Source organism: Lysinibacillus sp. F12 (genome assembly GCF_057773605.1).
The window spans coordinates 141,840-165,218 of sequence record NZ_JBYMLP010000005.1; the positions used below are offsets into that span (position 1 = coordinate 141,840).

At 37.3% G+C, this 23,379-nt stretch carries 26 protein-coding genes and 1 pseudogene; 8 read left to right on the plus strand and 19 right to left on the minus strand.

What is annotated here, in order from left to right; translation table 11 throughout:
• Window positions 1–23 precede the first annotated feature (23 nt).
• Entirely contained in the window at window positions 24–638 is a 615-nt protein-coding gene (locus AC3CH7_RS19945; protein WP_031416594.1) for an exosporium glycoprotein BclB-related protein, read from the plus strand.
• A 98-nt stretch (window positions 639–736) separates the two neighbouring features.
• Here AC3CH7_RS19945 and AC3CH7_RS19950 read toward each other — a convergent pair whose 3' ends face one another.
• The 9 genes from AC3CH7_RS19950 to AC3CH7_RS19990 all read right to left on the minus strand — a co-directional run bounded on the left by AC3CH7_RS19950 (window position 737) and on the right by AC3CH7_RS19990 (window position 9,812).
• Window positions 737–1,264: a YfiT family bacillithiol transferase gene (locus AC3CH7_RS19950; RefSeq protein WP_012295914.1), complete on the minus strand. Its 528-nt coding sequence runs from the start codon at window positions 1,262–1,264 to the stop codon at window positions 737–739.
• A 645-nt stretch (window positions 1,265–1,909) separates the two neighbouring features.
• Window positions 1,910–3,478 (minus strand): BCCT family transporter, encoded by a 1,569-nt coding sequence (locus AC3CH7_RS19955; RefSeq protein ID WP_099805374.1) that lies wholly within the window; start codon window positions 3,476–3,478, stop codon window positions 1,910–1,912.
• Window positions 3,479–3,606: 128 nt separating this feature from the next.
• On the minus strand, window positions 3,607–4,377 hold the full coding sequence (locus tag AC3CH7_RS19960) for an alpha/beta hydrolase (protein WP_036164871.1): 771 nt from the start codon (window positions 4,375–4,377) through the stop codon (window positions 3,607–3,609).
• Window positions 4,374–5,156, minus strand: a complete 783-nt coding sequence (locus AC3CH7_RS19965; protein ID WP_200991391.1) for an ABC transporter ATP-binding protein — start codon at window positions 5,154–5,156, stop codon at window positions 4,374–4,376. The genes AC3CH7_RS19960 and AC3CH7_RS19965 overlap by 4 nt, the downstream gene beginning before the upstream one ends.
• Before the next feature lie 29 nt (window positions 5,157–5,185).
• Entirely contained in the window at window positions 5,186–6,181 is a 996-nt protein-coding gene (locus tag AC3CH7_RS19970; protein WP_488381859.1) for a FecCD family ABC transporter permease, read from the minus strand.
• A gap of 28 nt (window positions 6,182–6,209) precedes the next feature.
• A complete protein-coding gene (locus AC3CH7_RS19975) occupies window positions 6,210–7,217 on the minus strand; it encodes a FecCD family ABC transporter permease (RefSeq protein WP_036162397.1) in 1,008 nt (335 codons plus the stop codon).
• A gap of 104 nt (window positions 7,218–7,321) precedes the next feature.
• Window positions 7,322–8,302 carry an ABC transporter substrate-binding protein gene (locus tag AC3CH7_RS19980; protein WP_281486846.1) on the minus strand — a complete coding sequence of 327 codons (981 nt, stop codon included), beginning with the start codon at window positions 8,300–8,302 and terminating at the stop codon, window positions 7,322–7,324.
• Between the two features lie 204 nt (window positions 8,303–8,506).
• Window positions 8,507–9,337, minus strand: a complete 831-nt coding sequence (locus AC3CH7_RS19985) for a helix-turn-helix domain-containing protein (RefSeq protein ID WP_012295922.1) — start codon at window positions 9,335–9,337, stop codon at window positions 8,507–8,509.
• Window positions 9,338–9,347: 10 nt separating this feature from the next.
• Complete coding sequence (locus AC3CH7_RS19990) at window positions 9,348–9,812, minus strand: DinB family protein (RefSeq protein WP_488381845.1); 465 nt, start codon at window positions 9,810–9,812, stop codon at window positions 9,348–9,350.
• Between the two features lie 194 nt (window positions 9,813–10,006).
• On the opposite strand from AC3CH7_RS19990, the gene AC3CH7_RS19995 reads away from it, so the two are divergent.
• Window positions 10,007–10,753, plus strand: coding sequence for a sulfite exporter TauE/SafE family protein (locus tag AC3CH7_RS19995; RefSeq protein ID WP_012295924.1), 747 nt, complete (start codon window positions 10,007–10,009; stop codon window positions 10,751–10,753).
• Here the strand turns inward: AC3CH7_RS19995 and AC3CH7_RS20000 are convergent.
• Window positions 10,746–11,114 carry a YybH family protein gene (locus AC3CH7_RS20000; protein ID WP_012295925.1) on the minus strand — a complete coding sequence of 123 codons (369 nt, stop codon included), beginning with the start codon at window positions 11,112–11,114 and terminating at the stop codon, window positions 10,746–10,748. The genes AC3CH7_RS19995 and AC3CH7_RS20000 overlap by 8 nt on opposite strands.
• A gap of 137 nt (window positions 11,115–11,251) precedes the next feature.
• Between AC3CH7_RS20000 and AC3CH7_RS20005 the strand changes: the two genes are divergently transcribed.
• A complete protein-coding gene (locus tag AC3CH7_RS20005) occupies window positions 11,252–11,737 on the plus strand; it encodes an SRPBCC family protein (RefSeq protein ID WP_447402601.1) in 486 nt (161 codons plus the stop codon).
• Between the two features lie 44 nt (window positions 11,738–11,781).
• Here AC3CH7_RS20005 and AC3CH7_RS20010 read toward each other — a convergent pair whose 3' ends face one another.
• The 5 genes from AC3CH7_RS20010 to AC3CH7_RS20030 all read right to left on the minus strand — a co-directional run bounded on the left by AC3CH7_RS20010 (window position 11,782) and on the right by AC3CH7_RS20030 (window position 17,447).
• Window positions 11,782–12,543 carry a hypothetical protein gene (locus AC3CH7_RS20010; protein WP_036164885.1) on the minus strand — a complete coding sequence of 254 codons (762 nt, stop codon included), beginning with the start codon at window positions 12,541–12,543 and terminating at the stop codon, window positions 11,782–11,784.
• Between the two features lie 71 nt (window positions 12,544–12,614).
• Window positions 12,615–14,243, minus strand: coding sequence for a ribosomal protection-like ABC-F family protein (gene abc-f, locus AC3CH7_RS20015; RefSeq protein WP_447402602.1), 1,629 nt, complete (start codon window positions 14,241–14,243; stop codon window positions 12,615–12,617).
• Window positions 14,244–14,603: 360 nt separating this feature from the next.
• Window positions 14,604–14,966, minus strand: a complete 363-nt coding sequence (locus AC3CH7_RS20020; protein ID WP_036162402.1) for a hypothetical protein — start codon at window positions 14,964–14,966, stop codon at window positions 14,604–14,606.
• 1,155 nt (window positions 14,967–16,121) lie between these two features.
• Entirely contained in the window at window positions 16,122–16,634 is a 513-nt protein-coding gene (locus AC3CH7_RS20025; RefSeq protein WP_281486844.1) for a DNA-deoxyinosine glycosylase, read from the minus strand.
• Between the two features lie 18 nt (window positions 16,635–16,652).
• Entirely contained in the window at window positions 16,653–17,447 is a 795-nt protein-coding gene (locus AC3CH7_RS20030; protein WP_012295933.1) for a DUF2268 domain-containing putative Zn-dependent protease, read from the minus strand.
• A gap of 105 nt (window positions 17,448–17,552) precedes the next feature.
• Between AC3CH7_RS20030 and AC3CH7_RS20035 the strand changes: the two genes are divergently transcribed.
• Window positions 17,553–17,804, plus strand: coding sequence for a hypothetical protein (locus AC3CH7_RS20035; protein ID WP_012295934.1), 252 nt, complete (start codon window positions 17,553–17,555; stop codon window positions 17,802–17,804).
• A 66-nt stretch (window positions 17,805–17,870) separates the two neighbouring features.
• Here AC3CH7_RS20035 and AC3CH7_RS20040 read toward each other — a convergent pair whose 3' ends face one another.
• Window positions 17,871–18,608 (minus strand): polysaccharide deacetylase family protein, encoded by a 738-nt coding sequence (locus AC3CH7_RS20040; protein WP_031416614.1) that lies wholly within the window; start codon window positions 18,606–18,608, stop codon window positions 17,871–17,873.
• A 258-nt stretch (window positions 18,609–18,866) separates the two neighbouring features.
• Between AC3CH7_RS20040 and AC3CH7_RS20045 the strand changes: the two genes are divergently transcribed.
• The 4 genes from AC3CH7_RS20045 (at window position 18,867) to AC3CH7_RS20060 (ending at window position 20,884) form a co-directional block, all read left to right on the plus strand.
• Window positions 18,867–18,989 carry a hypothetical protein gene (locus AC3CH7_RS20045; RefSeq protein WP_012295936.1) on the plus strand — a complete coding sequence of 41 codons (123 nt, stop codon included), beginning with the start codon at window positions 18,867–18,869 and terminating at the stop codon, window positions 18,987–18,989.
• 148 nt (window positions 18,990–19,137) lie between these two features.
• Window positions 19,138–19,440 (plus strand): YunC family protein, encoded by a 303-nt coding sequence (locus AC3CH7_RS20050; RefSeq protein ID WP_008175342.1) that lies wholly within the window; start codon window positions 19,138–19,140, stop codon window positions 19,438–19,440.
• A gap of 121 nt (window positions 19,441–19,561) precedes the next feature.
• Window positions 19,562–20,185: a DUF2238 domain-containing protein gene (locus AC3CH7_RS20055; protein ID WP_036162408.1), complete on the plus strand. Its 624-nt coding sequence runs from the start codon at window positions 19,562–19,564 to the stop codon at window positions 20,183–20,185.
• Window positions 20,186–20,239: 54 nt separating this feature from the next.
• The gene (locus AC3CH7_RS20060) at window positions 20,240–20,884 is read left to right on the plus strand and encodes an SIMPL domain-containing protein (protein WP_012295939.1); all 645 of its coding nucleotides are present in this window, start codon (window positions 20,240–20,242) and stop codon (window positions 20,882–20,884) included.
• 114 nt (window positions 20,885–20,998) lie between these two features.
• Here AC3CH7_RS20060 and AC3CH7_RS20065 read toward each other — a convergent pair.
• The 3 genes and pseudogenes from AC3CH7_RS20065 to AC3CH7_RS20075 all read right to left on the minus strand — a co-directional run bounded on the left by AC3CH7_RS20065 (window position 20,999) and on the right by AC3CH7_RS20075 (window position 23,301).
• Window positions 20,999–21,513: pseudogene (locus AC3CH7_RS20065) on the minus strand (histidine phosphatase family protein).
• Window positions 21,513–22,391, minus strand: a complete 879-nt coding sequence (locus tag AC3CH7_RS20070; RefSeq protein WP_200990718.1) for a DMT family transporter — start codon at window positions 22,389–22,391, stop codon at window positions 21,513–21,515. Before AC3CH7_RS20070 ends, AC3CH7_RS20065 begins: the two are co-directional and overlap by 1 nt.
• Entirely contained in the window at window positions 22,378–23,301 is a 924-nt protein-coding gene (locus AC3CH7_RS20075; RefSeq protein ID WP_036162410.1) for a DMT family transporter, read from the minus strand. The genes AC3CH7_RS20070 and AC3CH7_RS20075 overlap by 14 nt, the downstream gene beginning before the upstream one ends.
• Window positions 23,302–23,379 lie beyond the last annotated feature (78 nt).

Genomic DNA, 23,379 nt, shown 5'->3' on the forward strand with positions numbered 1-23,379 from the left:
TAATGAAGAAAGGGGGTGTAAAAATGTGTTTTAACAACTCAATGTGTGGTTGCTCTAAAGGCAATGGTGATTGTACTGCCCTTGGACCATTTATCGGTATTGATGCGGCATGTATTACTCCACCAGCAGCTACAGGTTCCATTATCCCATTTTCTTCAGGAACAATTCCTGTTGTATTAGTATCTCTTGCAACTGGTTTAGTTAGTACTGTAAGCCTTGTTGGTTTTGGTACATCTGTTCCAGGTGTAGCTCTTGCTGGCGTTAATATTGATTTAACAAGTTCTCTTGCCACAGAAGCTTTTACTGTTCCACGTCCAGGAACAATTACATCTATTGCTGCAACAATTTCAGCAACTGCCGCTTTAACACTAACAGGAACAGCTACAGTGAGAGCACAAATTTACCGTGCAGTTCAAGGAAGCAATGTTTTCAGCCCTACTGCAGCATTTGTTGATTTAACTCCAGCTTTACCATTAGCAGCATTATTAGCTGGTGCAATTGCAAGCGGTAGTGCCAACGTATCAGTGCCAGTAACTACTGGTGATCGTTTATTAATGGTGTTCTCCATGACTACTTCAGGAGCTACTGTTCTGGTTACTCTTACTGGTAACGCAAGTGCAGGAATTACTATTGTATAAGTAAATAACGCTAACTCTTAAAGTTATAAGTATCTTTTCAAACCTAATAATTAAATTATAGTAGGCGATTTTAACTAAATCGTCTACTTTTTATGTAGCTAAAATGCTAATGCATGCTGGATATGTGCCAAATGATGTTTGCCATGCCATGCATATAAACCTACTGCTTGTTCCAATGTTGTTAACCCCGAATCAGGATGATTATAAGCTCGTTGTAATTGTTCATCCGTTAAATTTGTCAGTAAATAAACCCAACGCTCATGTAAACTTTCAATTAATGTCAGCGAAGTTGCTATTGGCATTTCTGAATCTGGGAGCATTGCCCATTCAGCCTCATTGTATGGCTTAATCGTTGGTACATCCTCTGTTAGTGCTAGCTTAAAACGGGTATAGCTGTTCATATGACTATCAGCAATATGATGGACTAGCTGTCTAACGGTCCAACCATTTTCACGATACGATTTTGCCAATGCCTGCTCACTTGCTTCACTTAATACTTCTTTAAGCTGCTTTGGTAATAGGTAAATATCTCCCATCCATTCTTTTACTTGCTGTGATGTCACTTCTTTTGGACATTGAAACTCCCCAATGGGATATCGTAAATCAATCAAATTGCTCTCCTCCATTTTTCCCTCTTACTTTTCCAAAATGTTTAGGTCATTATTATTCCTGGATATCAACAATCAACGTATCAAAGTGTTTTCCATTTGTATCAGTAAAACAGCCCTTTTCCAGGACTAGGAATTTTTACGCTTAAAGGGCTATGAGCATCTGCTTCGTTTGCTGGCCCGCTAAGACCTGTGCTCCATCCGCCAACTAAAATAGACTGGTTAGTTTTAGAATCTCTATAGTATCCTACAACTGTTAACTCTGTATTACCATTTCCTTCAATTCTTCAAAGATGCCACATCCATTTTGTGGGCTCATACTTTGCATACTAGCACCAATAACACCCGATTTATTGGCATTACCTATAATGGCTCTATCACCAAATTCACTGCTTTTTCATTCCAATTAATAGCTGCAAAATCACTTATTTGCAAAAAATCTGGGGCATTCTCTGTTATTACAATTTTACCTATATTTGTATAACTACTACCACTAACAGCATCATACATATAAGGACAAATCTTCTCACGACAACCCCCATCCCCTAAAAAAATTCTTTTTACCCTCAATTATTACAGACAATTCCGTTCATTAAAATACCAAATAGCAATAACACAAAAAGAAACTGTATTACTCATCAAAGAATAATACAGCTTATCACCTTATTTTTTTTCTTTGGCTTTTGCTTCTTTTTCAAGATGCTTCCTTGCTATCTTCAATCGTTGAATGTCTTTTTTCTTCAGAGGAACAATCTCTTCCTTCATCATTTTAATATAAGAAATCATTAACAACAGTAATAGGACTGTAAACGGTAACGCGGCAATTAATGAGGCTGTTTGTAGTGCATCCAGCCCACCTGTATACAATAAAACACCTGATATAGAGGCCATCAATATACCCCATACTAACTTGGATAGTACTGTCGGGTTTAAAGACCCCCTTGTCGTCATACTCGCCATAATGAAAGTAGCTGAATCGGCTGATGTAATTAAGAAAATGAAAATGAGCAAAATTCCAATAAAAGAAGCTATCATTGAAAGAGGTAAATACTCTAGCATTTGAAACAAGGCCACTGTTACGTCGTTATGAACGGTTTGCGCAATTTCAGCTTCTTTATGCAGGTCGAACCACATGGCAGTTCCTCCAAAAACAGCAATCCAAAAACAAGCAATAAGAGGAGGAATAATTAATACGCCAACAATGAATTCTCGAATCGTTCTTCCTTTAGATACACGGGCAATAAAAGAACCAACAAAGGGCGACCATGCTATCGCCCACGCCCAATAAAAGATCGTCCAATCCTTCACCCAAGTCCCCCCGATATACGGTTGCATCCTTAAGCTGTATTGAATGAAGTTTGAAATATAATCCCCTATTGCTAGTGTAAAGGTTTCCATAATAAAAACTGTTGGGCCAGTTATAAAGACAAATAGCAGTAAAACAATCGCTAGCATCATATTGACATTACTTAGGATTTTCATTCCCCTTTGAAGGCCCGTAGTGGCAGAGAACATATAGCCAATAAACATGATAAGAATAATGGCTACCTGTATGAGAAATGTATTAGGTAAACCAAAGACAAAGCTTAAACCTCCGTTTGTTTGGAGCACGCCCAAGCCAATAGAAGTAGCTACCCCCATAACTGTAGCAATAACCGCTAAAATATCAATTGTGCCCTTCACGACTCGATTTGTCCCCGTTACAGGCTCTAAAGCGGTAGAGATGAGCATATTTCTTTTTTTGTTAAATTGCACATAAGCCATGACAAGCCCCAATATAGCATAAACAGACCATTGGCTGATTCCCCAATGAAAGAAAGAATAACCCATTGCCAGTCGCGCTGCATCTGTCGTTAGAGGTGTTGTGTCACTAAAGGGCGGTGAAAAGTAATGACTCATTGGTTCAGCTACTCCCCAAAAGACTAATCCAACCCCTAGACCTGCAGAAAAGAGCATAGAAATCCATGTGAGAAAGCTAAATTCTGGTCGACCATCTTCTGCTCCTAACCGAATAGTGCCATATTTACTAATCGCCAAGCCAAATAGAAAAACCACGATTATAAAGACCGCCATTAAGTAAAACCAACCAAAAAAATCCGTCGTCATATGAAAGACGCTGTTCGCACCATTCTTAAACTGTTCCGGTATTATTGCCCCAATCATTACTAAAAATAAAATGGCTCCACTAGAAATAATAAATACTGGGTTGATTAAATTTTTAATTTTTTGCATACAGCGCCTCCATTAATCCCAGACGTTTTACCAAATTTCCTTTATTATGAGTTTCCTTCAAGTATTTTATAAATCAAAACTTCTTGAAAATAAAAAACCGCACTACCAATAGATAATGCGGCTATTGTTTATTCATTTGTAAAAGCAAAACGTATGGCTCTACTCATAACTGTAGGCACAACAGATGCATGATTTTCGTTTAAAGCTTCATAAAAATCAACCTTCATTACTTTTTCAAGTATTGTTGCCATTTGTCGTGCATCATCCACCATAAAGGTTTCCAGTTCACCAGCACTAATAAACAATGTTTCCTTCATAGCCTGATGCTCATTTAAAAATACTGAGGCACATGGGACTAATTCATGCTCATTCCACCAGATGGAAGGACTGATAGCCAGGTAATGTTGAAAGCTTGTTGGATGGTGAAATAATTGCCAAAGCGTAAAATAACCAGCTAATGAGTGACCAAATATCGATTGCTGTGCTTTATTTACTGGATAGTTGGCTTCAATCATTGGCTTTAGTTCTTCTTCTAGGAATCGACTAAAGTTTACTGCCCCACCAAGCTTTTCATGCCCTTTACCTTTAAATCTTGCGGGATAAATATACGTCTCTGCTGGTGCCGTAAAATCATAAAAACGTCGTTCACGCATATCTTCACCATGCCCGATACCAACAACAATGGATGGTAAAATACCCGTTTTTGGCGCATTACGACTTTGCAATCGAACTGCTTCCTTAACAAGAGAAAAATAAGAAGAACCATCCAATACATAGATGACCGGAAAGCCTTCCGTTGGCGCTTCCTCATTTGGTACATAAACGTTAATCCCATACGTATAGTCTGCCAATTTTGAAGTCATTTGCTGTGTTGAGTAATCTATTTCTGTTGGATTCATTTGTTTTCCTCCTTCAATATGTCATAGCCATAGCATACAGGTGTATTGGTTGCTGGATCTTCCATAATACGTGCATCAATGTTAAAGACTTGACGCATCACCTCTGCGCTTAAGATTTCCTGTGGTGTTCCTGTTTGCATGATAACACCATTTCGCATGGCGATCAGATGATCTGAATACCTAGCAGCATGGTTAATATCATGAAGAACCATGACGATTGTACATTGATGCTGTTCATTTAAATTTTTCACGATATCAAGTACTTCCAATTGGTGGGCCATATCTAAATACGTAGTCGGCTCATCGAGCAACAAAATATTTGTTTCCTGTGCCAATGCCATAGCGAGCCATACACGTTGACGCTGACCCCCAGAAAGCTGTGCTAGCTCCCGATTTCGATATTCCACCGTGTTTGTGACCGTTAACGCCCACTCAATCATTTCTTCATCCTTATTTGTTAATCGATTGACATTGTTGCGGTGCGGATATCTGCCATAAGCAATAAGTTCCTTGACTTTTAATTGTCCCGGTGCAACGGGTGTTTGTGATAATATTGCTAGCTTCTGTGCAATATCCTTTGTCGACAGATTTTGCATATTTTGCTCCTGCAAGTATACCGTGCCCTGTTGCTTTTTCAAAATTCTTCCTATTGTTTTGAGAAGCGTTGATTTACCACAGCCATTCGGTCCGATAATCGTTGTGACCTTGCCCTCTTCAATCGTTAAATTTAACCCTTCAAACACTCGAACCTGCTCATAGCCTGAAGCCAAATTTTCCATTCTAAACGCTGTTTGCACACCATTTCCTCCTATGCCTTAGATTTCACTAGTAAATACAAGAAATATGGAATTCCTATAATCGATACTACTATTCCAACAGCCAGCTCAGACGGTGCGAATACCGTTTTGCCGATAAAGTCAGCTAGAATTAGCAAGCCTGCACCAATTAATGCACTTACTGGCATGACATAGCGGTGCTGAATACCAACAAGCTGCTTGGCGATATGTGGTGCCATTAACCCAATAAAGCCAATACTTCCTGATACAGATACGCATGCGCTAACTAGTCCTACACTGGCTAATAACAGCTTCATTTTCTCTTTTTCAACAGCAATTCCTAAACTTGTGATGTTATCCTCTTCCAGCTGAAAATAATCAAGTAAATACGATTTTTTTTGCACATAAATTCCTAAAATTACAAGCCAAGGTAACATAGTAAGAGCAAAAATCCAATTCGCATTGTAAATGGAACCTGCCATCCAAATAGCTGCAGATTCAAAATCCTGCGCACTCATTTTTAGAGATAGAAACAATGATAAAGCGCCAAATCCACTGTTAATGGCAATCCCAGTTAATATTAATCGCTGCATATCGAGATGACCATTTTTCAAAGCAAACGTAAAAATTAATATAGCCGCAATTGTTCCACCGATAAAACCGAACAATGGCATCATTAAAATGGATAGCCAGCTGTTCATATCTGCACTCACTAATTTTAATTGAAAGAAAAACATAAAAATTACGACCGCGGCACCAGCTCCAGCATTAATTCCTAATATCCCTGGATCTGCGAGCCCATTGCGCGTAATACCCTGTAATACAACCCCCGCCATTCCTAATCCAATACCAACGAGCCCAGCTATGACAATTCGTGGTAAGCGGAATTCAAAAATAACAAGATCAAATTTTGGATTAGGTTCAATACGCAATAATGTTTTTATGACATCCATCACAGACATATCAAAAACACCATTTGTAATATGTAGATAACTTGCAACTAAAATCAAAAGTAAAAGCGTCGACATAGTCATTAAGAATACACTTGAGGTATGTTTACGCACGTTTTTCACCTCCGTGCTTTCGAACTAAATATAAGAAGAATGGCACACCAACTAATGCTGTTAAGACTCCTATTGGCGTTTCAAATGGATAATTAACAAAGCGGCTAAGGACATCACAAAGCGCCAAGAAAAAGGCACCAATAACCGCCGCACAAGGGATAATATAGCGATAATCTACTCCAACAAGAAAACGAGTAATATGCGGAATAACTAACCCTACAAAGGCTATTTTCCCAACGAGAGCAACTGCTGTCCCTGTCAAGCATACGACAGCTAGCATACTAATAATCCGTACTGCCTTTGTTTTTTGACCTAGTCCCATTGCAATATCCTCACCTAGCGAGGTAATCGTAATGGCCCTCGCGGATAGTAAGGCCAATAATAAACCAACTAATCCAAATGGAATAGAGAGCATCAACATATCCATATCTACCATATGTACCTTAGTGTTATACCAAGCACTGACTGTTTGTGATACTTGAAAATACATCGCAATCGCTGTAGCTATACTACTTAAAAATGTCCCAATAACGGTTCCAATAATGGCTAGCCTTACTGGTGATAAACCATTCCGAATTAACGAGCCAAAGCCAAAAACAATGCCCGCACCCAGTGCAGAACCTAGCATTGACAATAAAATCATTTGATAATTAGGCAGTCCTGGGAAAAAGACAATGGCTAATGTTATAACAAATGCAGAGCCATCGTTGACACCCATCAATGAAGGAGATGCTAAATAATTTCGTGTAATTCCCTGCATAACTGCACCCGCAACTGCCAAAAAGGCTCCTACTAACAAGACTGCGCCTATTCTAGGAATACGTCCTGTCCGTATAATTTGATGATCAACATTAGAAGGATCGAATGCTGATATTGCTTGCCACACAGTGATTACACTAATATCCTTTGTTCCATACATAACAGAAACAAGCGCCACAAGGGCAATAAGGAGAGGAGATACTGCTAATATTGAAAATGACACTACGTTTGTTTTTTTCAACTTTCACACCTTTTTCTATACCATTTTAGTATCCAAACTTCTACTGAACAAAAGGCCGGTAATAGCCTGGTGATATCACCAAACCTACTACCAGCCTGTGTATACTATTTAAGTAATTTTTCAGCTGCTGCATCTAAGAATTTAACCTTAGACCAAGCCGTACCACCTTGTGCTAACGGGTCAATTGTATTGACATAAATTTCATTATTTTGTGATGCCTTTAAGCTAGTGAAAATTGGATTTTTTTGTAGCTCCTCTAACGCCTTAGGAGTATCCTTATTTTCGGATTCCTCAAATTGAAGGAAAATTGCATCTGGATTTACTTGAGCTAATGTTTCTAGCGATAATTCTGCCTGCGCTTTAGCTGTCGTCACTACCTCTGGAACTGGAGCACCTAAATCCTCATACAAAACAGGATTTAAATAAACACCAGCTGGATAAATGTACATTACACCACCGCGAACACGGATGATTAATACTTGTTTATCAGCTAATTGCTCCTTCGATTTAACCTGTGCATCAGCAACTTTTGCCTCATAGTCAGAAATGATTTTTTTAGCATCATCTTCTTTACCAGCTAGCTGTGCAAGCACTGTCAAATTTTCCTTCCAGTTTGTTGAAATATGTGAGTAAGGTATCATTGTTTGAATTTTGTTCAACTTTTCAGCCGTTTCTTTAGGGAATTTTGAAGTACCTACAATGACATCTGGATCCAAATTAAGAATGGCCTCTGCATTTGGCTCCATTTTATTTCCTACCAGTGTAGCACCTTCAAAATCAGATGCTAGATATGCTGGCACTTTGCCACCTACTTCAAGTACACCTACGGGCTTAATTCCAAGCATTGCAGCGTCTTCCATAGATTCAAGACTTGCAGCGACAATATTTTTCACTTCTACTGAAAGCTCATATTTCTCACCCAAGTACGTAATTGTCTGTGTCTTAGCTAGTTCTGTCTGTGATTCTGTTACACTTGTCTCCGTTGTATTATTTGTTGAAGTAGACTCCTCTGCCTTATCTGTTCCACATGCAGCTAATGATAGTGCTAAAAGTGCTGGTGCACACATTTTAAAATATTTATTCATAGATATTCTCTCCTAACAAGCTCATATTGATAATGATAATCATTTACATATGTATGTCAACATATAATTGATACTCATTATCATTTACGGATACTATCCTAACAAAGTGAAAATAGATTGTGAATGGACGATTTCGAAAATGACATGGACTTTTGCCGATTTATGCCATAAAAAAACTGCTCCTTTTTTATAAGAAACAGTCATTCATACATATTTGGCTTCCTCTATTTTTAACTTGCGATAGGCTGAGGGAGATAAACCCGTACACTTTTTAAATACTCTACTAAAATAAAAACAATCTACATATCCAACACATTCTGCAATTTCAGCTACAGGGATTCCACCATATTCTAGTAAGTCTTTCGCACGTCGTATACGGTATTCTGTTATATATTTGCTTGGATTCATACCTGTATGCTGCTCAAATAAATAGGCAAAACGACGCCGTTCAATGTCAAATTCACTAGAAATATTTGATACCGAAATCTGCTCCGCATAGTGCTCATGTATATACTGTAAAGCCTGCTCCATTAATTCATTGGCATTATCCAGAACCTTCACTTTTGCCGCTATAAGAATGTGTTCCAGCAAGTTCATGAATAATGTCTTGGACTTAAATACGGCCATATTACCTGGAAAGGAATAGCTTTCTACTAGCTGCTGTACCTGGGTAATAATTTGCGTATTATGTCCTGTTTTAATGAGAAAATGTTGTTCCACCAGTGGATATAATGCCGTCTCCTCCATAGGTAGATTATAGTGAACTACAGCATATTCCCAAACCTTCTGACTTGTTACGTTCACTTCAATTGGCATTTGAGGACCAGCATGCACTATTACTCCTGGCTCCATCACATATGGCGTTCCATTCAAGCTAAAGATAGCACTTCCTGCAAGCGGCACAATAATTCCACATTTTTCTGGTGCAGTAGTTCTCCCTAAATCAACCTCTCCTGGCTCCATTCTTTTGGTAAAGACATCGGTAAACTTTACAGATGCCTGTGCAAAGTAATCTATTAAATACTTGATATCCATGTGCTAGCTCCTATACATGTAAAACACTCTGAATTTGTGAAAAATGATGTAAATCATGGTCAATTAATCCGCCAAAATAATCAGCCATCGTTATGTTAGACTGTCCAATATTGAACGACTGCTGCCATTGCTCATCTGTAAATTGCTGAATGGTTTGAAGCAATTGACGTCTTGTCAAAACAAATTCAATAATCGTTTTTTCTAACTGCTGTTCACGACTTTTCTCAGCTGCCCTCCTGTTCATATTCGTGACATCTGGTCCTTTAGGTAACGATGTATTAGTAAATAAATATGGTATTCGTTGTTCTAACACAAATTTATCCCAGGGTGTAAGATGCCCTATCACCTCTGCAACTGACCATTTTCCAGATTCAATTGGCATACGCCATTGCTCCTCAGTTAAATTCCTCAAATTCTTTACCCAATGAAGAGAATGTTCATAGTGTTTAATAATCGACTTTTTGTCTCGCAGCATTGGATTTCGCCTCTTTCTTCCTTTGTATGCAGCAATCTCCCTTAGTCTTCCAAAAGATAAATAATATTTATATGTACTCAAAAATAATATATTAGATTTATAAATTAAATACCTTTACCCTAAAGCTATCCAAGTGAGGAGAGTAGCCTATGAAAAAAATTTTATGGATATTGTTCCTTGTACTCCTTAGTTTCATGGCACATTATACAAAAATCTCTTTAACCCTCGTATGCATTGGTATAATAGCTGCCTTTATCGGTACACTTGCGGGAGGTGGAGGTCTTATGACGCTACCCGCTATGATGCTGGTCGGTATTCCCATTCAAACTAGTATTGCTACAAATAAATTTTCGACCGGTATATCGGCTTTATCTAGCATTTTTTATTTACTGTATCATAAGGAGCTACATTTCAAAGTTATTTTAAAATACATAGCTATTGCTGTTATAGGAGGAGCTGGTGGTGCACTTCTAGCCGTGTCACAATCCGAACAAAATATGAATGTTACAGCCTGTATCCTACTGATTTTTGCATTAGTTGTCACTTTAAAAAACAAGGCTTGGACTGACACTGTGAATCCTACAGAGCATACAACGTCCTCCCTTTGGCAGCCATTTTTTATCGCTATGTATGATGGTGGGTTTGGTCCTGGTTCTTCAACTTTTAGTATTTTATATTATTGGCGTTGCCAACACACTTACATAAAGGCCGTACAACTCACGCGTGCACTGCTTTTTGGAAGTTGTACTGGAGCTTTTATTGTTTTTTATCAAACAGGCTTTATTCAATGGCATTATGCAATTGCCATGGCCTTAGGCTCCATTATAGGCTCTCAATTAGGCCTCCTAGTGCTACCACACATTCCAATAAAAGTAGCCAAACGACTACTAACTGTGATTATCTCGATGTTGATTATTCAGATGGTATGGGAAATTATTTAATATATCCACTCAAATGTTCATGAATTAACTTCCATTCACCATTCATCCATGTAAAAATATTTGTCGCCCTACCGCTACCTGATACAGATTTCCCATTATGATAGCCTTCATAGTGATATGTATAAATACAGGTGGCTGTTTTTTCATCAACGGTTAGCCAAGTTATATCAGTTGCTGAATAGACCTCTTCTTGAATTACATTCCATGCGTGATTGAAGTAAGCACCAATTTCTTCTGTAGTCGTACATGTTTTATCCGAAAACCAATAGACAGCCTGTGGATGCAAAATAACCTTTACCTTATTAAAATCATGAGTATTTGTTGCTTGGATATAACGTTCTAATGCTTGTTCATATGTCATGTTCACGCCCCCTTTTTAACAATAGTATCCCAAATCTCACTTCTTATAAATAATATATTTATGGGATGTTCTCCTTTGAACAGTTCATAAAGAACACCTATAATAAGGACAAAATCACATAAAAGACGGAGGATACTATGCTAGCTACTATTGAAGAACAATCCAATCATCATGTTGCAACATTCAAACGCCAGCTCCCTCATTCAATAGATGTTGTTTGGGCAGCAATCACTGAAAATGACAAGCTGCAAAAGTGGATGAGCAATTTAGAAATCATTGATCTTCGTAAGAATGGGAAGATGCATTTTAATATGAACGATGGAATAGATGCCTATGAAACAATAGCCATTACCGATTATGCAGAAAATGAAACTCTCGAATTTGATTGGGGTACGGATACGGTACGATTCGAACTTTCTTCTAATGACGAGGGCACATTCCTCCTATTAGTAGAGACACTTCAAGAATTGACAGAGCATACGCCAAAGGATTTAGCGGGGTGGCATATATGTCTAAACTTGCTGGCTGATTTGCTAGATAGAAAGGAACAACTAAATTTCCCAATGGAGAGTTGGCAACAGCGATTCCACGACTACAGTGGCCTTATTGATTCTATAAAGTAAAACAACTAAAAAAATCCTAGAGCCACAAGACTCTAGGGTTTTAATTATTGGTCAAACGCTGTAGCTATTTCTATGGCCTTTAGAGGGTCTTTTATGGAATCGAGTGTATACACAAGCTTTTCATCCTGCCAAACGATTAAATTGCCTGTTTGATAAACGTCCAATTGAGCCATGCCATATTGCTTTGGAATAGGGAGCATATGACTTTTTAAATATTCTACTACTTGCTTTGCAAGCTTGACACCAGCCTCAGGATTTTCTGTTCGGGTATGTGTGGCAATTGCCCAGCGTCCTTCATTCCATCCAGTCCATAAGGAGCCTGCCCCCGCGTCTTGATAACCTTTAATATTGTCACCAAGATCCACTTTTTGTCCACCATTTTGATTAAAATTATCAAACGCTATTTGGGTGCTTGCCCCTTCTGCATTATTGTATTGCTTAACGAGCAATCGTGCTATAACGTTTGCTGATTTCTTTAATCGAATATCATTAATCGGCATACTCTCTTTACTTTCATAAAAGACAATTTCCACCTGATTCCCTTCTGTCCTTGTAGTAGCTGATAAAAAAGAATCCTGTGTAATAGGTAAAGTTGTTGGCATTTTTATGGTGAAATCAGCTTGTATTTGATCCTTGATTTGTTGCAGGACCTCTGTTTGTTCCATAGCTGTTCCATTATCATGTTGATTAGCTTGTTCGACAGGTATTTGGGTCTCACTTTCATGTGCTTGTTGATTTTCTTCCCGATTAGCACAAGCACCTATAAAGCAAATACTCAAAAAAAGGAGAACTAGCATTCTTTTCATTGCGTGTACCTCCATCTATTAATTTCCCTCTCTCGGTATTTTTCCCTAGTGAAAACCATCTTAAACGTTACCTATTTTAGGTCGTTAATTCGCTTCGTCAGTTCATTAAATTTTTCATCAAGCATTACATAGTCCTTATCTTTAGCTGTGAGAAAGCTAAGTTTACCTAATATTTCCTGCCGCTCGGTTTCTAGCTTTAAGCGAAGTGTCACTACACCCTCGTCTTGCTTAACCTCTTTTCTCCATTTTTTCTCTATCTGTTGAGCATGAATCTCCCATACACTATTCGTTACCTTTTCTAGAAAGTAGCGATCGTGTGAGACAACAAGTAATGTCCCATTATATTGGGCAAGCGTTTGCTCTAATTGCTCACGGGAAGGCAGGTCAAGATGATTCGTTGGCTCATCTAAAATAAGAACGTTCTTGTCTGCTAATATATAAGCCATCAGTTTACATTTTACCCGCTCACCCATGCTCATCTCCCCTATAACAGATGTCCAGTGAGTAGAAGTAAATCCTAGATTTTTCATGAGATTGCGGACTTTCCCTCGCTCTTCAAACGTTTCTTGATAAAAATACTGCTCCGGTGTCTGTTCAAGAGGTAGATCAAAGACTTCTTGTGATAAATAACCAATGTTAGCAGCCGGAGATAGCCATACTCTGCCCTCTGCCTTTAATTGACCTAAGATGACTTTTAAAAAACTTGTTTTTCCACTACCATTTATTCCTGTGATGGCAATTTTATCTCCAAACTGCGCAGTGACGTTCACATCCTTAAACAACACTCTGTCATTGAAGTGTAAGAATACATTTTTGGTCTCTAAAAAGCGTTTACCGACACGTTGATGGGTGCCTAAAGAAAAGCGTATTTCTGCCTCAGGCTTTACAGCTTCCACCCTTGCCTTCTCAAGCTCTGCTTCTAATCGCTTTTTCTTGGATTTCACCTGGGAATCAAGACGCTTTGCTTTCACACGATGGTATTCCTTAAAACCTTCTAGCTTTGTAGACTGAGCATGGCCCTTTTGAGACCATGCTGTCAATTCCTGCATTTGTGCCTCAATGCGCTCAATATTTTTTTGCTGCTTGTCGTATGCACGTTGTTGTGTTAATCTTCGATGCTCTCTTTCAGCCATATAGTTTGAATAATTGCCGTTATGTTCTATAAGTCTATTGTCCTCAATCGACCAAATTTTGGTCGCTACGCTATCTAAAAAGTATCGATCATGCGAGACAACAATAACCGTTCCCCTATAGTTTTGTACTTGTTTAATCAAAAAATTGGTGCTCTGTTCATCTAAATGATTGGTTGGTTCATCCAGCATTAGAAGTTGAACTCCCTGCGAGAAACCTTCCGTCAGGCGCATTTTGAGTTTTTCCCCACCACTTAATGCTGCAAATGGCACATTCGGCACTTTCCATTTAGATAGCAAATCTGCCTCTTTAGTTGTTATTTCCATCCTATTAAAATGAGCTAATTCCTGCTCTACAAATGCCGTTTTTACAGTTTGTAGCCCCTTGATTTCTCCTGTTGTGGGCACTAACATACCTCGAATCAATTGAAGCAATGTGGATTTTCCAGCACCATTTCTACCAATAATGCCGATTACCTCACCTTGCTTTACGGTAGCAGTCACATGTTCAAATAGGAATGTATCCTTTATTTCATAACTAATATCCTGTAATTTTAAAAGCTCCTTCATAACATTCATCCTCTCCAGTAGGAGGAATCAAAAAAATCCCTCCAAGTATTTTGGAAGGATTAGTCATCGCTACATATACACAAATAAACTGTTGCAACAGCTATATTTGTTACTCCATTACTTATTTTAGACATAGTAAAATAAGCTTGCGGAATCGCTTTATATTGGCAGATTAAGACCAATACAAGTGTTATTTATGGAAAATGGGCAGACTAATCCTATTTTTATTGCTGGTGAAATTTTAATTTCATCTTTAAAAAATAAGATTAGTTATTCATTAGCCACCCATCGTCCCTTCATCTTTTATTACCGTCATTGTAACACCATTTTTTTGAAAATGAAACTTTCTTTGTGTGAGCTTTATCTAAAACATTCAAATGAACGAATTTGATTTCTTGTTATGGTACGGAAATACCAGCCATACCGATTACTCCAACGAAAACCCGCAATGAAATCTCTTCCTATAACTGTGGGGAAAAACCAAAAGCTCCTACCTGTATTCAACCAAATAAAGGTGTTTCTAAATAAGCAGGAGTGAATACCACTTGATCCTTCTCGCCGTGCGGGCACTGGCGGTGAAAAGCCTGGTGGTGCACTCATTGGCATTTGTCCAGCTGGAGCCGGACCAAAATTAGGTGGACCAAATGGCGGTGTTTCAAAATTATCATTGCCACCCCAGCCAGGTCTTCTAAAATTATCTTCTCTAAATGGATTATTGTACACACAAGCCCTCCTTTTACATAATTCAATATATGTAATAGGGCATTTAACCGTTGAGCCATTGCCCACCTAAGCGAAGATAATAACAGGCCAATTTTCCTCATCCTATAACCTTTGGCATTTCTAATAAAGTATATTTATGATTTCCAACTTTATCGCATAGGAAAAGTATTTTTTGATATGTCTTTTTATTTTCAACAACAAACTAACGGATAAGTTGCGTCTTTAGGAACGATTTTAAATACACATTTAAAACCTGAAACATTTGCAGCTCTAAGGTTTATAGCCTATCCAAAATATAAATAAAGTAATTAATCATTTTAATAATAAATATATATTTATTATTTGCTCCGAAAAAAACTCTGTTTTAAAAATATACATCTCTTTCTAACGCTCCATGCTCTTACTTTCTTCACGTTTATGCACTTCAATTACTGTATGAGTAATATTTTCTTCAACGTTGGAATTTTCCGAAAAATAAATTACACTTAATAAAAAGATGGTAACGAAAGAAGTTAAAAATTTTAAATTGTTACTAGTTTTAACAGTCGTATACTTTTCCTCCATCCCTTTTAACGATATATCCATAATTTACATTATAAATAAAAAAATGTTAATAGAAAGGAGTCTAGAATCTTATGAAATTATATTTGATGATTATGTTTTGGAGTTCAATTTTGGTGTTAGCTATTCTAATTATTAAAGATTATCAAAATAATGTTAATCCGTTTACCGAACCTCTCACTGCTCTTGTGTATTTAATAATTATTTTTTGGATTATATTTTTTTCTATAATGTATTTCACAAAGTATAAGAAAATTAAAATGGATTAGAAGTTGCTACTCTTACTCTTTTTTTTATTCCCTTTCTTCTAGCCAACTATAGAAGGCTGATAGACTATCGCTTTTTTAGTAAATATAATATAAATTTCAAACAAAAAAACGTTCCCAAATAAAAGTTTGAAAACACATCAAAAAGCCACGAATGTTGAGATATCAACGTTTTCGTGACTTTTCTTATGAACATTCTTCATACATCTTTTTATGCAGGAAGCGAAAACGAGTTCTTTAACGATTTTTTATCATTCTTTCTCGCCATATCATCACCCTTAACTATGTAAATTTTTATGTACAAAGCAATGCTTGAATGACCCGCAAACTATTGTGATAAATATGACAATATAATTCGCCATTCCTCAACTTTTTCGTCAAAGGATTTAATATTTTTCCCGGGTATCGGACTCGTTGATGGCATTTTTTTATAGGCTCGTCCTGCTAAAAGCTCTAATCCAATATGCTTTTTAAAAACATCGATTGCCTTCGCCCCATTAAAGAGTACTAACTTGATGTTCGGGTAGGTTTCAAAAAGGGTTTGAAAATCATTTGGCTTTTCATTACGAATCGCTGCATCCAAGCTCCCTTCTCTCTCACAGGCTTCAATTGTGTCCCAAAGACCGATTTCACGCTTTTTTAATAAAGCTATTCTCTCACAATAATCTTCAGGAACCTCGACCTGTAATAGCTGGCCAATGATAGGCCAAAAGTGATTGCGTGGATTACCATAATACTGCTGTTTTACTAATGACTGTTTTCCTGGCATGGATCCAACAATTAGCACCTTTGTGGATGAATCTACAATTGGTAATAATACATTTTTTATTTCACTAGACACAGCAATCACTCCTTTACTCTATTGTAGCGGAAACTCTGAGCCAGCAAGTATATCTTGGCTTGTTATTAATAAAGGAAGCTGTGATGAAAGATTCTTCATATATGACCGAACAATTTGATAGCCTATACAATAGCCTATCCACAGCGGAAGCTCCCCACCGTATAAGAATGGTCGATGCTTTTCCAATCCCTGCAGTTGTAGGTTTGGCAAAAACTGAGATTTCCATAGTTTGATAAGCTTCTCAAATGTATAGTTAGTTAACCATGGTGCTAGCCATCTATCTCCGTAAAGATCTTTCACAGCACATTCTGCTAAACCCTCTAATATAAGAGAATCCAATAAAGTCATTTCATCTAAGGATTTTTTAAGATAATGTAAACGGCAAACATGGTTGTATTCATGGGCGAGTAATGCTTGAAGCTCCTGTTTTTCTACTTCTCCCACAAATAAAAAAAGCGAATGAGGATAAGCCACACCATTTTTATTAGTGATATTCTGCTGCCTTGTAATTGGAAAGATATAAATAGGTATAGCTGGACCATTCCACTTCTGCTGTAGATACATAAACTCCTGCTCCACGCAGCCCCACACATTCATCTGTTTTAGTCTCTTTAAATTAATCTCTTCCTCTGGTAGGAAAAGACCTTGCTGCTGTAATTCAAAGTGTATTTCCTCTGTATATCCCTCTTGAAATAGTTTGATCAAACGATCACATAGCACCGAGCATTGTAAGCTATATAGCTCATCACTGCTCTTAGATTTTCTGGAAAATTCATACTCCTCAAGCCACTTATCTGTAGGCATAACTGCCATGTCATCACCTCTTGATAGTATATGTGATGGATAGACAATCGGCTAAAGATAAATGCATTAATTAGCATATATTAACTTGTAATGAAGTAGAAAGGAGGGATTATTGTGAATCCAACTGATGCTTACAATCTTTGTTGTAAATATCACGGTAAACGAGTTAGAATTTCGGATACATCTGGTAGAGTACATGTTGGGGAAATCACGAGGGTCGACAGAAGACAGGTATGGATTCTACCTGATAGAAGATATGGTGGTTATGGTTTAGGCTTTTGGGGATTTAGTGGAGGCGGCTTTGGCGTTGGTATTGCACTAGGGACTGTTCTAGGTATTGCACTAGCTCCAATTATTTTCTTCTAGCCTAAGCGATTTTATATATGTGAAAAACGAGCCATTTCAAACATTGTTGAGATGGCTCATTTTTCATTATTGAACTTGTTCTTGCTGCTGTTTACTTTCAATCAACTCGGATATTGTAACAAATGTGTAGCCCTGCTTCTTTAATGCCGGTATTATCTCCTCTAATGCTTTAATGGTTTGTGTACGGTTACCGCCACCATCATGAAATAATATGACATCGCCAGGCTTTGTGCCTTTCATAACCTTTTGTACAATTTTCTTTACACCGGGCTCTTTCCAATCTTGAGTATCCTGATGCCAAGACCACATCACGACCTTGTAGCCATCCTTAACAGCGGCATTTATCATAGCATCTGTGTAATTTCCACCAACAGGACGGAATAAAACTGGGGAAAATCCAGTAATACCATATATCGTGTTATTCGTCTGTCGAAGCTCTTCTTGCAATTTATTGATGGAAACTTTAAACGGATGTGTATACGTATGATTCGCTAATTCATGCCCTTCTGTATAAGTACGTAAAACAAGCTCTGGATATTTGTCAGCATTTTTTCCAATAATAAAAAAGGTAGCTTTGGCATCATATTTGGCTAATAAATCAAGCACCGCCGCTGTGTATTTGGGATGTGGTCCATCATCAAAGGTAAGTGCCACTATTTTATCCTCTGTGTTAATATCCCACACAACTTTTCCTGTTTCCTCATAATACGGACGTCCTTTATTAGCCTGGGCTTTGTATCCTACAAAAAATCCCGAGATGATTAAAACGAAAACCGTTAAAACCCTTACATATTTACGTGTCATAGCATCACCTCCCAAGTCCATATTCACAGAACTCCGTCAACTTACTATTTGCGATTTACAGTGAATTATACTTGTGAAGGATTGTCTGTTTTCCTGTTTTAATTATTTTAAAAAAATTTTATAAATTTGAACGAAATGTGAAACATCATTAATATTCCTTTATTTTTTTCTTTATTCATGTAAAATAAAATCATCACTGATATATAACAATTAATTAAATTCAATAAATGTTATGCAACACAAAAGGGGATAATATAAATGTGGATCATTACCGTATTTGAAGAAAACACGTATCGTATGTTTGAATATACTTCTAAAAGTGAAGCAACCATTGCATTAAATACATTTAAACAAACAGCTTTATTGTCTTATACCAAGTAAATGCTAAAAGGAATCTATTCGCCAAGAGTAGATTCCTTTTATTTTGATATTGGACTTCTTTTCTTTACTATTAAAAGATTTTTTATTAGAAATGTCGAACACCTTGCTAGTTATCGCCATATGTATATAGAGAAAAGGAGTGATTTCAATGGTGACAATTGAACCTATCATGATTAAGGGGCATTTCTTTACTGCAGTAGTTGTTCAATTACCTAAAACAACACTATTAACCATTTCCAATAATACAGGCTACATTATGTGCGGCGCATTAGATGTAGGTCTTTTAAATAGTCGCTTAGTGGATCGAAAAATCATTGCTGGTCGGGCAGTTGGTGTAAAAACGATTGATGAGTTATTAACAGCCCCGTTAGAATCCGTGACTTATGAAGCCGAGCAACTTGGCATTACAGAAGGTATGAGTGGTGTCGAAGCACTTTTAAAAATGATTTAATGTGTACAAAAGCGTCAGTTTTAGAACGAATAACTAGACGCTTTTCCTTTTTTTAACGCAGCATCGGTTGAATAAGCAAACTCCTACTTCCCCATACTGTGGGACAAAGGAGCGTGTTGTCATGAATAGTAATAAGCATTTTAAAATACATGTAACTTTTCTTGCCATCACTTTAATTGTTTTGATCTGGTCTGTTATTAAACCATCTTCCTACTTAGATTGGCTGGCTGAAGTTAGCCCAGGAATAGTTGCGATTATTATTGTAGTTTGTATCTATCCTAAATTTCGATTCACAACCATTTCTTACTCAATCATTGCCTTATTATCGATTCTAACATTTATTGGTGGGCATTATACGTATTCGGAGGTGCCACTATTTAATTGGATAAAAGAAGAATTTAATTTGCACCGTAATAATTACGATCGCTTCGGACATTTTTTAAAAGGCTTGCTGGCGATTGTTATAAGGGAAATTTTAATTCGAAAAACGCCTCTTACAAAAGGCGCTTGGCTATCGTTCATTTCCATTAGTATTTTACTTGCGATTGCTGCATTTTATGAAATCATTGAATGGTTAAGCACCCGAATCTCCAAGGGCAGTAAAGGGGCCAAAGACTTTTTAGGGATGCAGGGAGATCGTTGGGACGCTCAATGGGACATGTCTTTAGCGTTGCTAGGTTCTATTATTACCTTGCTTTTATTGACAAAGCTCCATGATAAATATTTAAAGAGATTAAACAAATAAAATCATTTTTTGCATACTATGATGAATAAAAAATCTTATGAAAGGTGGTATTGTATGTACTATGCTCAGCTCCATCATCAGGCATCCATTCCCCCACGTGTTATAACTGTAAGGGGCGATGGGCAGGTAAAGGCTAAGCCAAGCTCCATTCAACTTCAAATAGAAGTTCAAACGCGAGGCCAAAATGTACAAGAGCCACAGCAGGAGAATGCGGCAACTATGAATCGAGTTATTCAATCCACTACAGCCCTTGGCATTCCAAGCGAACAAATTCAAACAGCTGCCTATACAATTACCCCACTTTATCATTTTGAAGACGGCCAACAAATCTTTAATGGTTATGAAGTAACTAATGCCATTACCGTCCATGTATCAAATCCTGAACGTATTGGCTTAATCATTGATACAGCAGTAGATAATGGGGCAAATCGTATCACAAACATTCAATTCAAAGTTGACCATGTAGATGCCTATTATCAGCAAGCATTGAGTTTAGCGCTGCATAATGCTCAGGCAAAGGCGAAAACCATTGCTGAAACGATGCATTTACCTTTGCAGCTACTCCCCACTGAAATTGTGGAAGAACAAGTTAATACGCCTATTCTATATCGCTCAATGGCAATTTCCTCCGATATGACACCTATTGAACAAGGGCAAATCGACATAAATGCCTCTGTCCGTGTGAACTTTCAATATTGAACGATTTGAGCCTTCAGCGAAGCAACGGCAGAAGGCTTTCCTACTGTGGATTCCATACCCGTTCTATTACGATGTTATTGTGCTTTACCTGTAATACAAAAACATCTGGATTACTTAAATCTTTCCAACATTGAAAATCAATATCTTTATTATAATGTTTCCATGACTCACTAGTAAGGTATTTTCAACATTTCGAGCAATAGCCTCCTCTACAACATTCACAATGCGGTCCATTGCTTCTTTGCTGGATTCTCCCCCATCAAATGATAAGTCCATATCCATAAATGTTGCCTGTAATTTTTCGTACCAATCTGGCAAATCTTTTGTACTTAAAAGTCGTTCAGACAATCGATGATCTATTTCAATTTGAATACCTTTTTCTTTACTGATAGCTTCAATGGATTGGACTGCGCGTAAAAGGGGCTTGAGAAAATTCGATGAATGGTAGTATCTTTGAAAAAATCAGCTAAGCTTTCTGCTTGCCTTATGCCTGTCTGTGTTAAAGGGGCGTCAGGTGATTGCCCTTGTGCAAGACAATGTCTAATGACATAGATATTACTCATAAATGCCTCCCGTCTTGAAAAAGTAGTTTTATTAGAATTGTACGTCATTAAATAATCCCAAATCATTAATTTTCATCATTTGTCTTTTTATGAACAACCCGCTCTTTAGATAATAACAGGGCACAAAGGATAATACATATGCCTACGAATTGTCTGATTTCCAATGTCTCTTTTAGTATAAAATAACCCAATAGTACACCTACTACAGGAACTACATAATTACTAAGAGATGCAAATAAGGCACCCTCTTTTTTTATCAATAAATTATAAAGCATGTAAACAATCCCCGAATGGAAAATCCCCAAAATGGTTACGGCAACAATCTGTATGCCACTCATATTTAGTTGGAATGGCTGTTCAAAGATCATCGCCATTGGTAATAAAATGACCGTGGCTATTCCTAAAACATTTCGCATATGTACGATAGGTGAGCCAGCCCCCAGCTTTTCCATTAATATTAATGATCGTGCAAAGCTCATTGCGGCCAAGAGCAGTAATGCATTGCCAAATACTGTACTTGAACCGTCCATCTCTTGTGTTGGCCATGAAAGAATACTGATTCCCACGAGACCTAATAAAATGCTAATGAGTTGGAACTTACTAACCTTTTTCTTAAAGAAAAAAACGACAAAAATTAACGTGATTATGGGAACCATAGCTATTACAATAGATGCATTACTACTGCTAACATATTTTTGACCTTGTGCAATCAGGACAAATGGAATTACTACTTCAAAAATGGCGATTGCCCAATAGTATTTATTATTCACATGATTGCTGTCCTTTTTCAAAAATATGCTAATGACGCTTAAACAAATGGCACCTATTAGCGCTTTCAACAACGATAAGGTTATTGCACCAACATCATTTGTCACTAGCGCTACAAAGAAAAATTGAGACCCCCATATACAGCTTATTAATAATAAGAGGCTATATTTGCTCATTTTTCGCTACCCTCTTCATGCCGAAATAATTTGTTCCTATAACCCCCATAACAATCATGACTCCCCCGATTAAATGGTACTTCTGGAAGGTTTCATGTAAAAATAAAACACCCGCAAATATAGTAATAAGCGTAGCCAAATTACTAAAAACACTCATTTTAGAGGCCTCTAATATAGATAGAGCATAATTTGATAAATAAGACGTGCCTAGCGAGGATAATAGGCCTAAATATAAAATGGCAATGATAAAGTCAACATGTAGAAATGGCTTATAAAAATCATGGATGGTGCCCTTCATCACATGATCTCCTATAGCTATCCCATTAAAAATAACAAATCCACATAACGTCATGACATAGGTTAATGTCAGTAAAGAATATTGCTTTGTAAGCCTTCTTGCAAAGACGTTATAAATTGATGCTGCAAAAGCTGAAAGCAAAATAAATCCGCTGCCAAAAATATTTCCAGTAGTAGCATTTGCCCCATTCATCATTAGCATATAAATCACACCAAGTACAGAAATCGAGATAGCAACATACTGTCCCCATGTAGCTTTTTCCTTTAACAATAAACTTGCTAGTGCTAATGTAAAAATAGGGATTGTTGCTTGAATAATTCCAGCTTCTGAGGATGAAATTCTAGCAAGCCCAAGCACTTGAAACGTGAAAAAAACTATAGGATACAATAGGGCTAAAGGTAAAATTTTTAATAAATCCTGTTTTTTTATTGTTAGCTTATTTTTCGTAAATACTAGTAAAATAACAATGCCGATGAAAGCAACTGTAAAGCGGTGAGCTAATGTATCAATAGGGCTCGCCACCGACAAAGTAAGTTTCACACATAGGAATGAAAGTCCAATAACAAATGCATACGAAATTGCTGCTATATAGGCTTTTCTTTTTTCTAACATACGATAACGCTCCTTCTCCATCATTTCTGGCCGGTAATGTTATCGTATAAAAAAGAACACACATTGACGATATGAAAA

Bases quoted from the DNA above. Each gene is read 5' to 3' on its own strand.
- AC3CH7_RS19945 (WP_031416594.1), top strand. From the start codon at position 24: ATGTGTTTTAACAACTCAATGTGTGGTTGCTCTAAAGGCAATGGTGAT.
- AC3CH7_RS19955 (WP_099805374.1), bottom strand. From the start codon at position 3,478: ATGCAAAAAATTAAAAATTTAATCAACCCAGTATTTATTATTTCTAGT.
- AC3CH7_RS19960 (WP_036164871.1), bottom strand. From the start codon at position 4,377: ATGAATCCAACAGAAATAGATTACTCAACACAGCAAATGACTTCAAAA.
- abc-f (WP_447402602.1), bottom strand. From the start codon at position 14,243: ATGAAGGAGCTTTTAAAATTACAGGATATTAGTTATGAAATAAAGGAT.
- AC3CH7_RS20045 (WP_012295936.1), top strand. From the start codon at position 18,867: ATGTGGATCATTACCGTATTTGAAGAAAACACGTATCGTATGTTTGAA.
- AC3CH7_RS19970 (WP_488381859.1), bottom strand. From the start codon at position 6,181: ATGTCGACGCTTTTACTTTTGATTTTAGTTGCAAGTTATCTACATATT.
- AC3CH7_RS19990 (WP_488381845.1), bottom strand. From the start codon at position 9,812: ATGCTGCGAGACAAAAAGTCGATTATTAAACACTATGAACATTCTCTT.
- AC3CH7_RS19965 (WP_200991391.1), bottom strand. From the start codon at position 5,156: ATGGAAAATTTGGCTTCAGGCTATGAGCAGGTTCGAGTGTTTGAAGGG.
- AC3CH7_RS20000 (WP_012295925.1), bottom strand. From the start codon at position 11,114: ATGACATATGAACAAGCATTAGAACGTTATATCCAAGCAACAAATACT.
- AC3CH7_RS20050 (WP_008175342.1), top strand. From the start codon at position 19,138: ATGGTGACAATTGAACCTATCATGATTAAGGGGCATTTCTTTACTGCA.
- AC3CH7_RS19995 (WP_012295924.1), top strand. From the start codon at position 10,007: ATGGCACATTATACAAAAATCTCTTTAACCCTCGTATGCATTGGTATA.
- AC3CH7_RS20075 (WP_036162410.1), bottom strand. From the start codon at position 23,301: ATGTTAGAAAAAAGAAAAGCCTATATAGCAGCAATTTCGTATGCATTT.
- AC3CH7_RS20070 (WP_200990718.1), bottom strand. From the start codon at position 22,391: ATGAGCAAATATAGCCTCTTATTATTAATAAGCTGTATATGGGGGTCT.
- AC3CH7_RS20005 (WP_447402601.1), top strand. From the start codon at position 11,252: ATGCTAGCTACTATTGAAGAACAATCCAATCATCATGTTGCAACATTC.
- AC3CH7_RS19950 (WP_012295914.1), bottom strand. From the start codon at position 1,264: ATGGAGGAGAGCAATTTGATTGATTTACGATATCCCATTGGGGAGTTT.
- AC3CH7_RS19980 (WP_281486846.1), bottom strand. From the start codon at position 8,302: ATGAATAAATATTTTAAAATGTGTGCACCAGCACTTTTAGCACTATCA.
- AC3CH7_RS20030 (WP_012295933.1), bottom strand. From the start codon at position 17,447: ATGGCAGTTATGCCTACAGATAAGTGGCTTGAGGAGTATGAATTTTCC.
- AC3CH7_RS20010 (WP_036164885.1), bottom strand. From the start codon at position 12,543: ATGAAAAGAATGCTAGTTCTCCTTTTTTTGAGTATTTGCTTTATAGGT.
- AC3CH7_RS20040 (WP_031416614.1), bottom strand. From the start codon at position 18,608: ATGACACGTAAATATGTAAGGGTTTTAACGGTTTTCGTTTTAATCATC.
- AC3CH7_RS20055 (WP_036162408.1), top strand. From the start codon at position 19,562: ATGAATAGTAATAAGCATTTTAAAATACATGTAACTTTTCTTGCCATC.
- AC3CH7_RS20060 (WP_012295939.1), top strand. From the start codon at position 20,240: ATGTACTATGCTCAGCTCCATCATCAGGCATCCATTCCCCCACGTGTT.
- AC3CH7_RS19985 (WP_012295922.1), bottom strand. From the start codon at position 9,337: ATGGATATCAAGTATTTAATAGATTACTTTGCACAGGCATCTGTAAAG.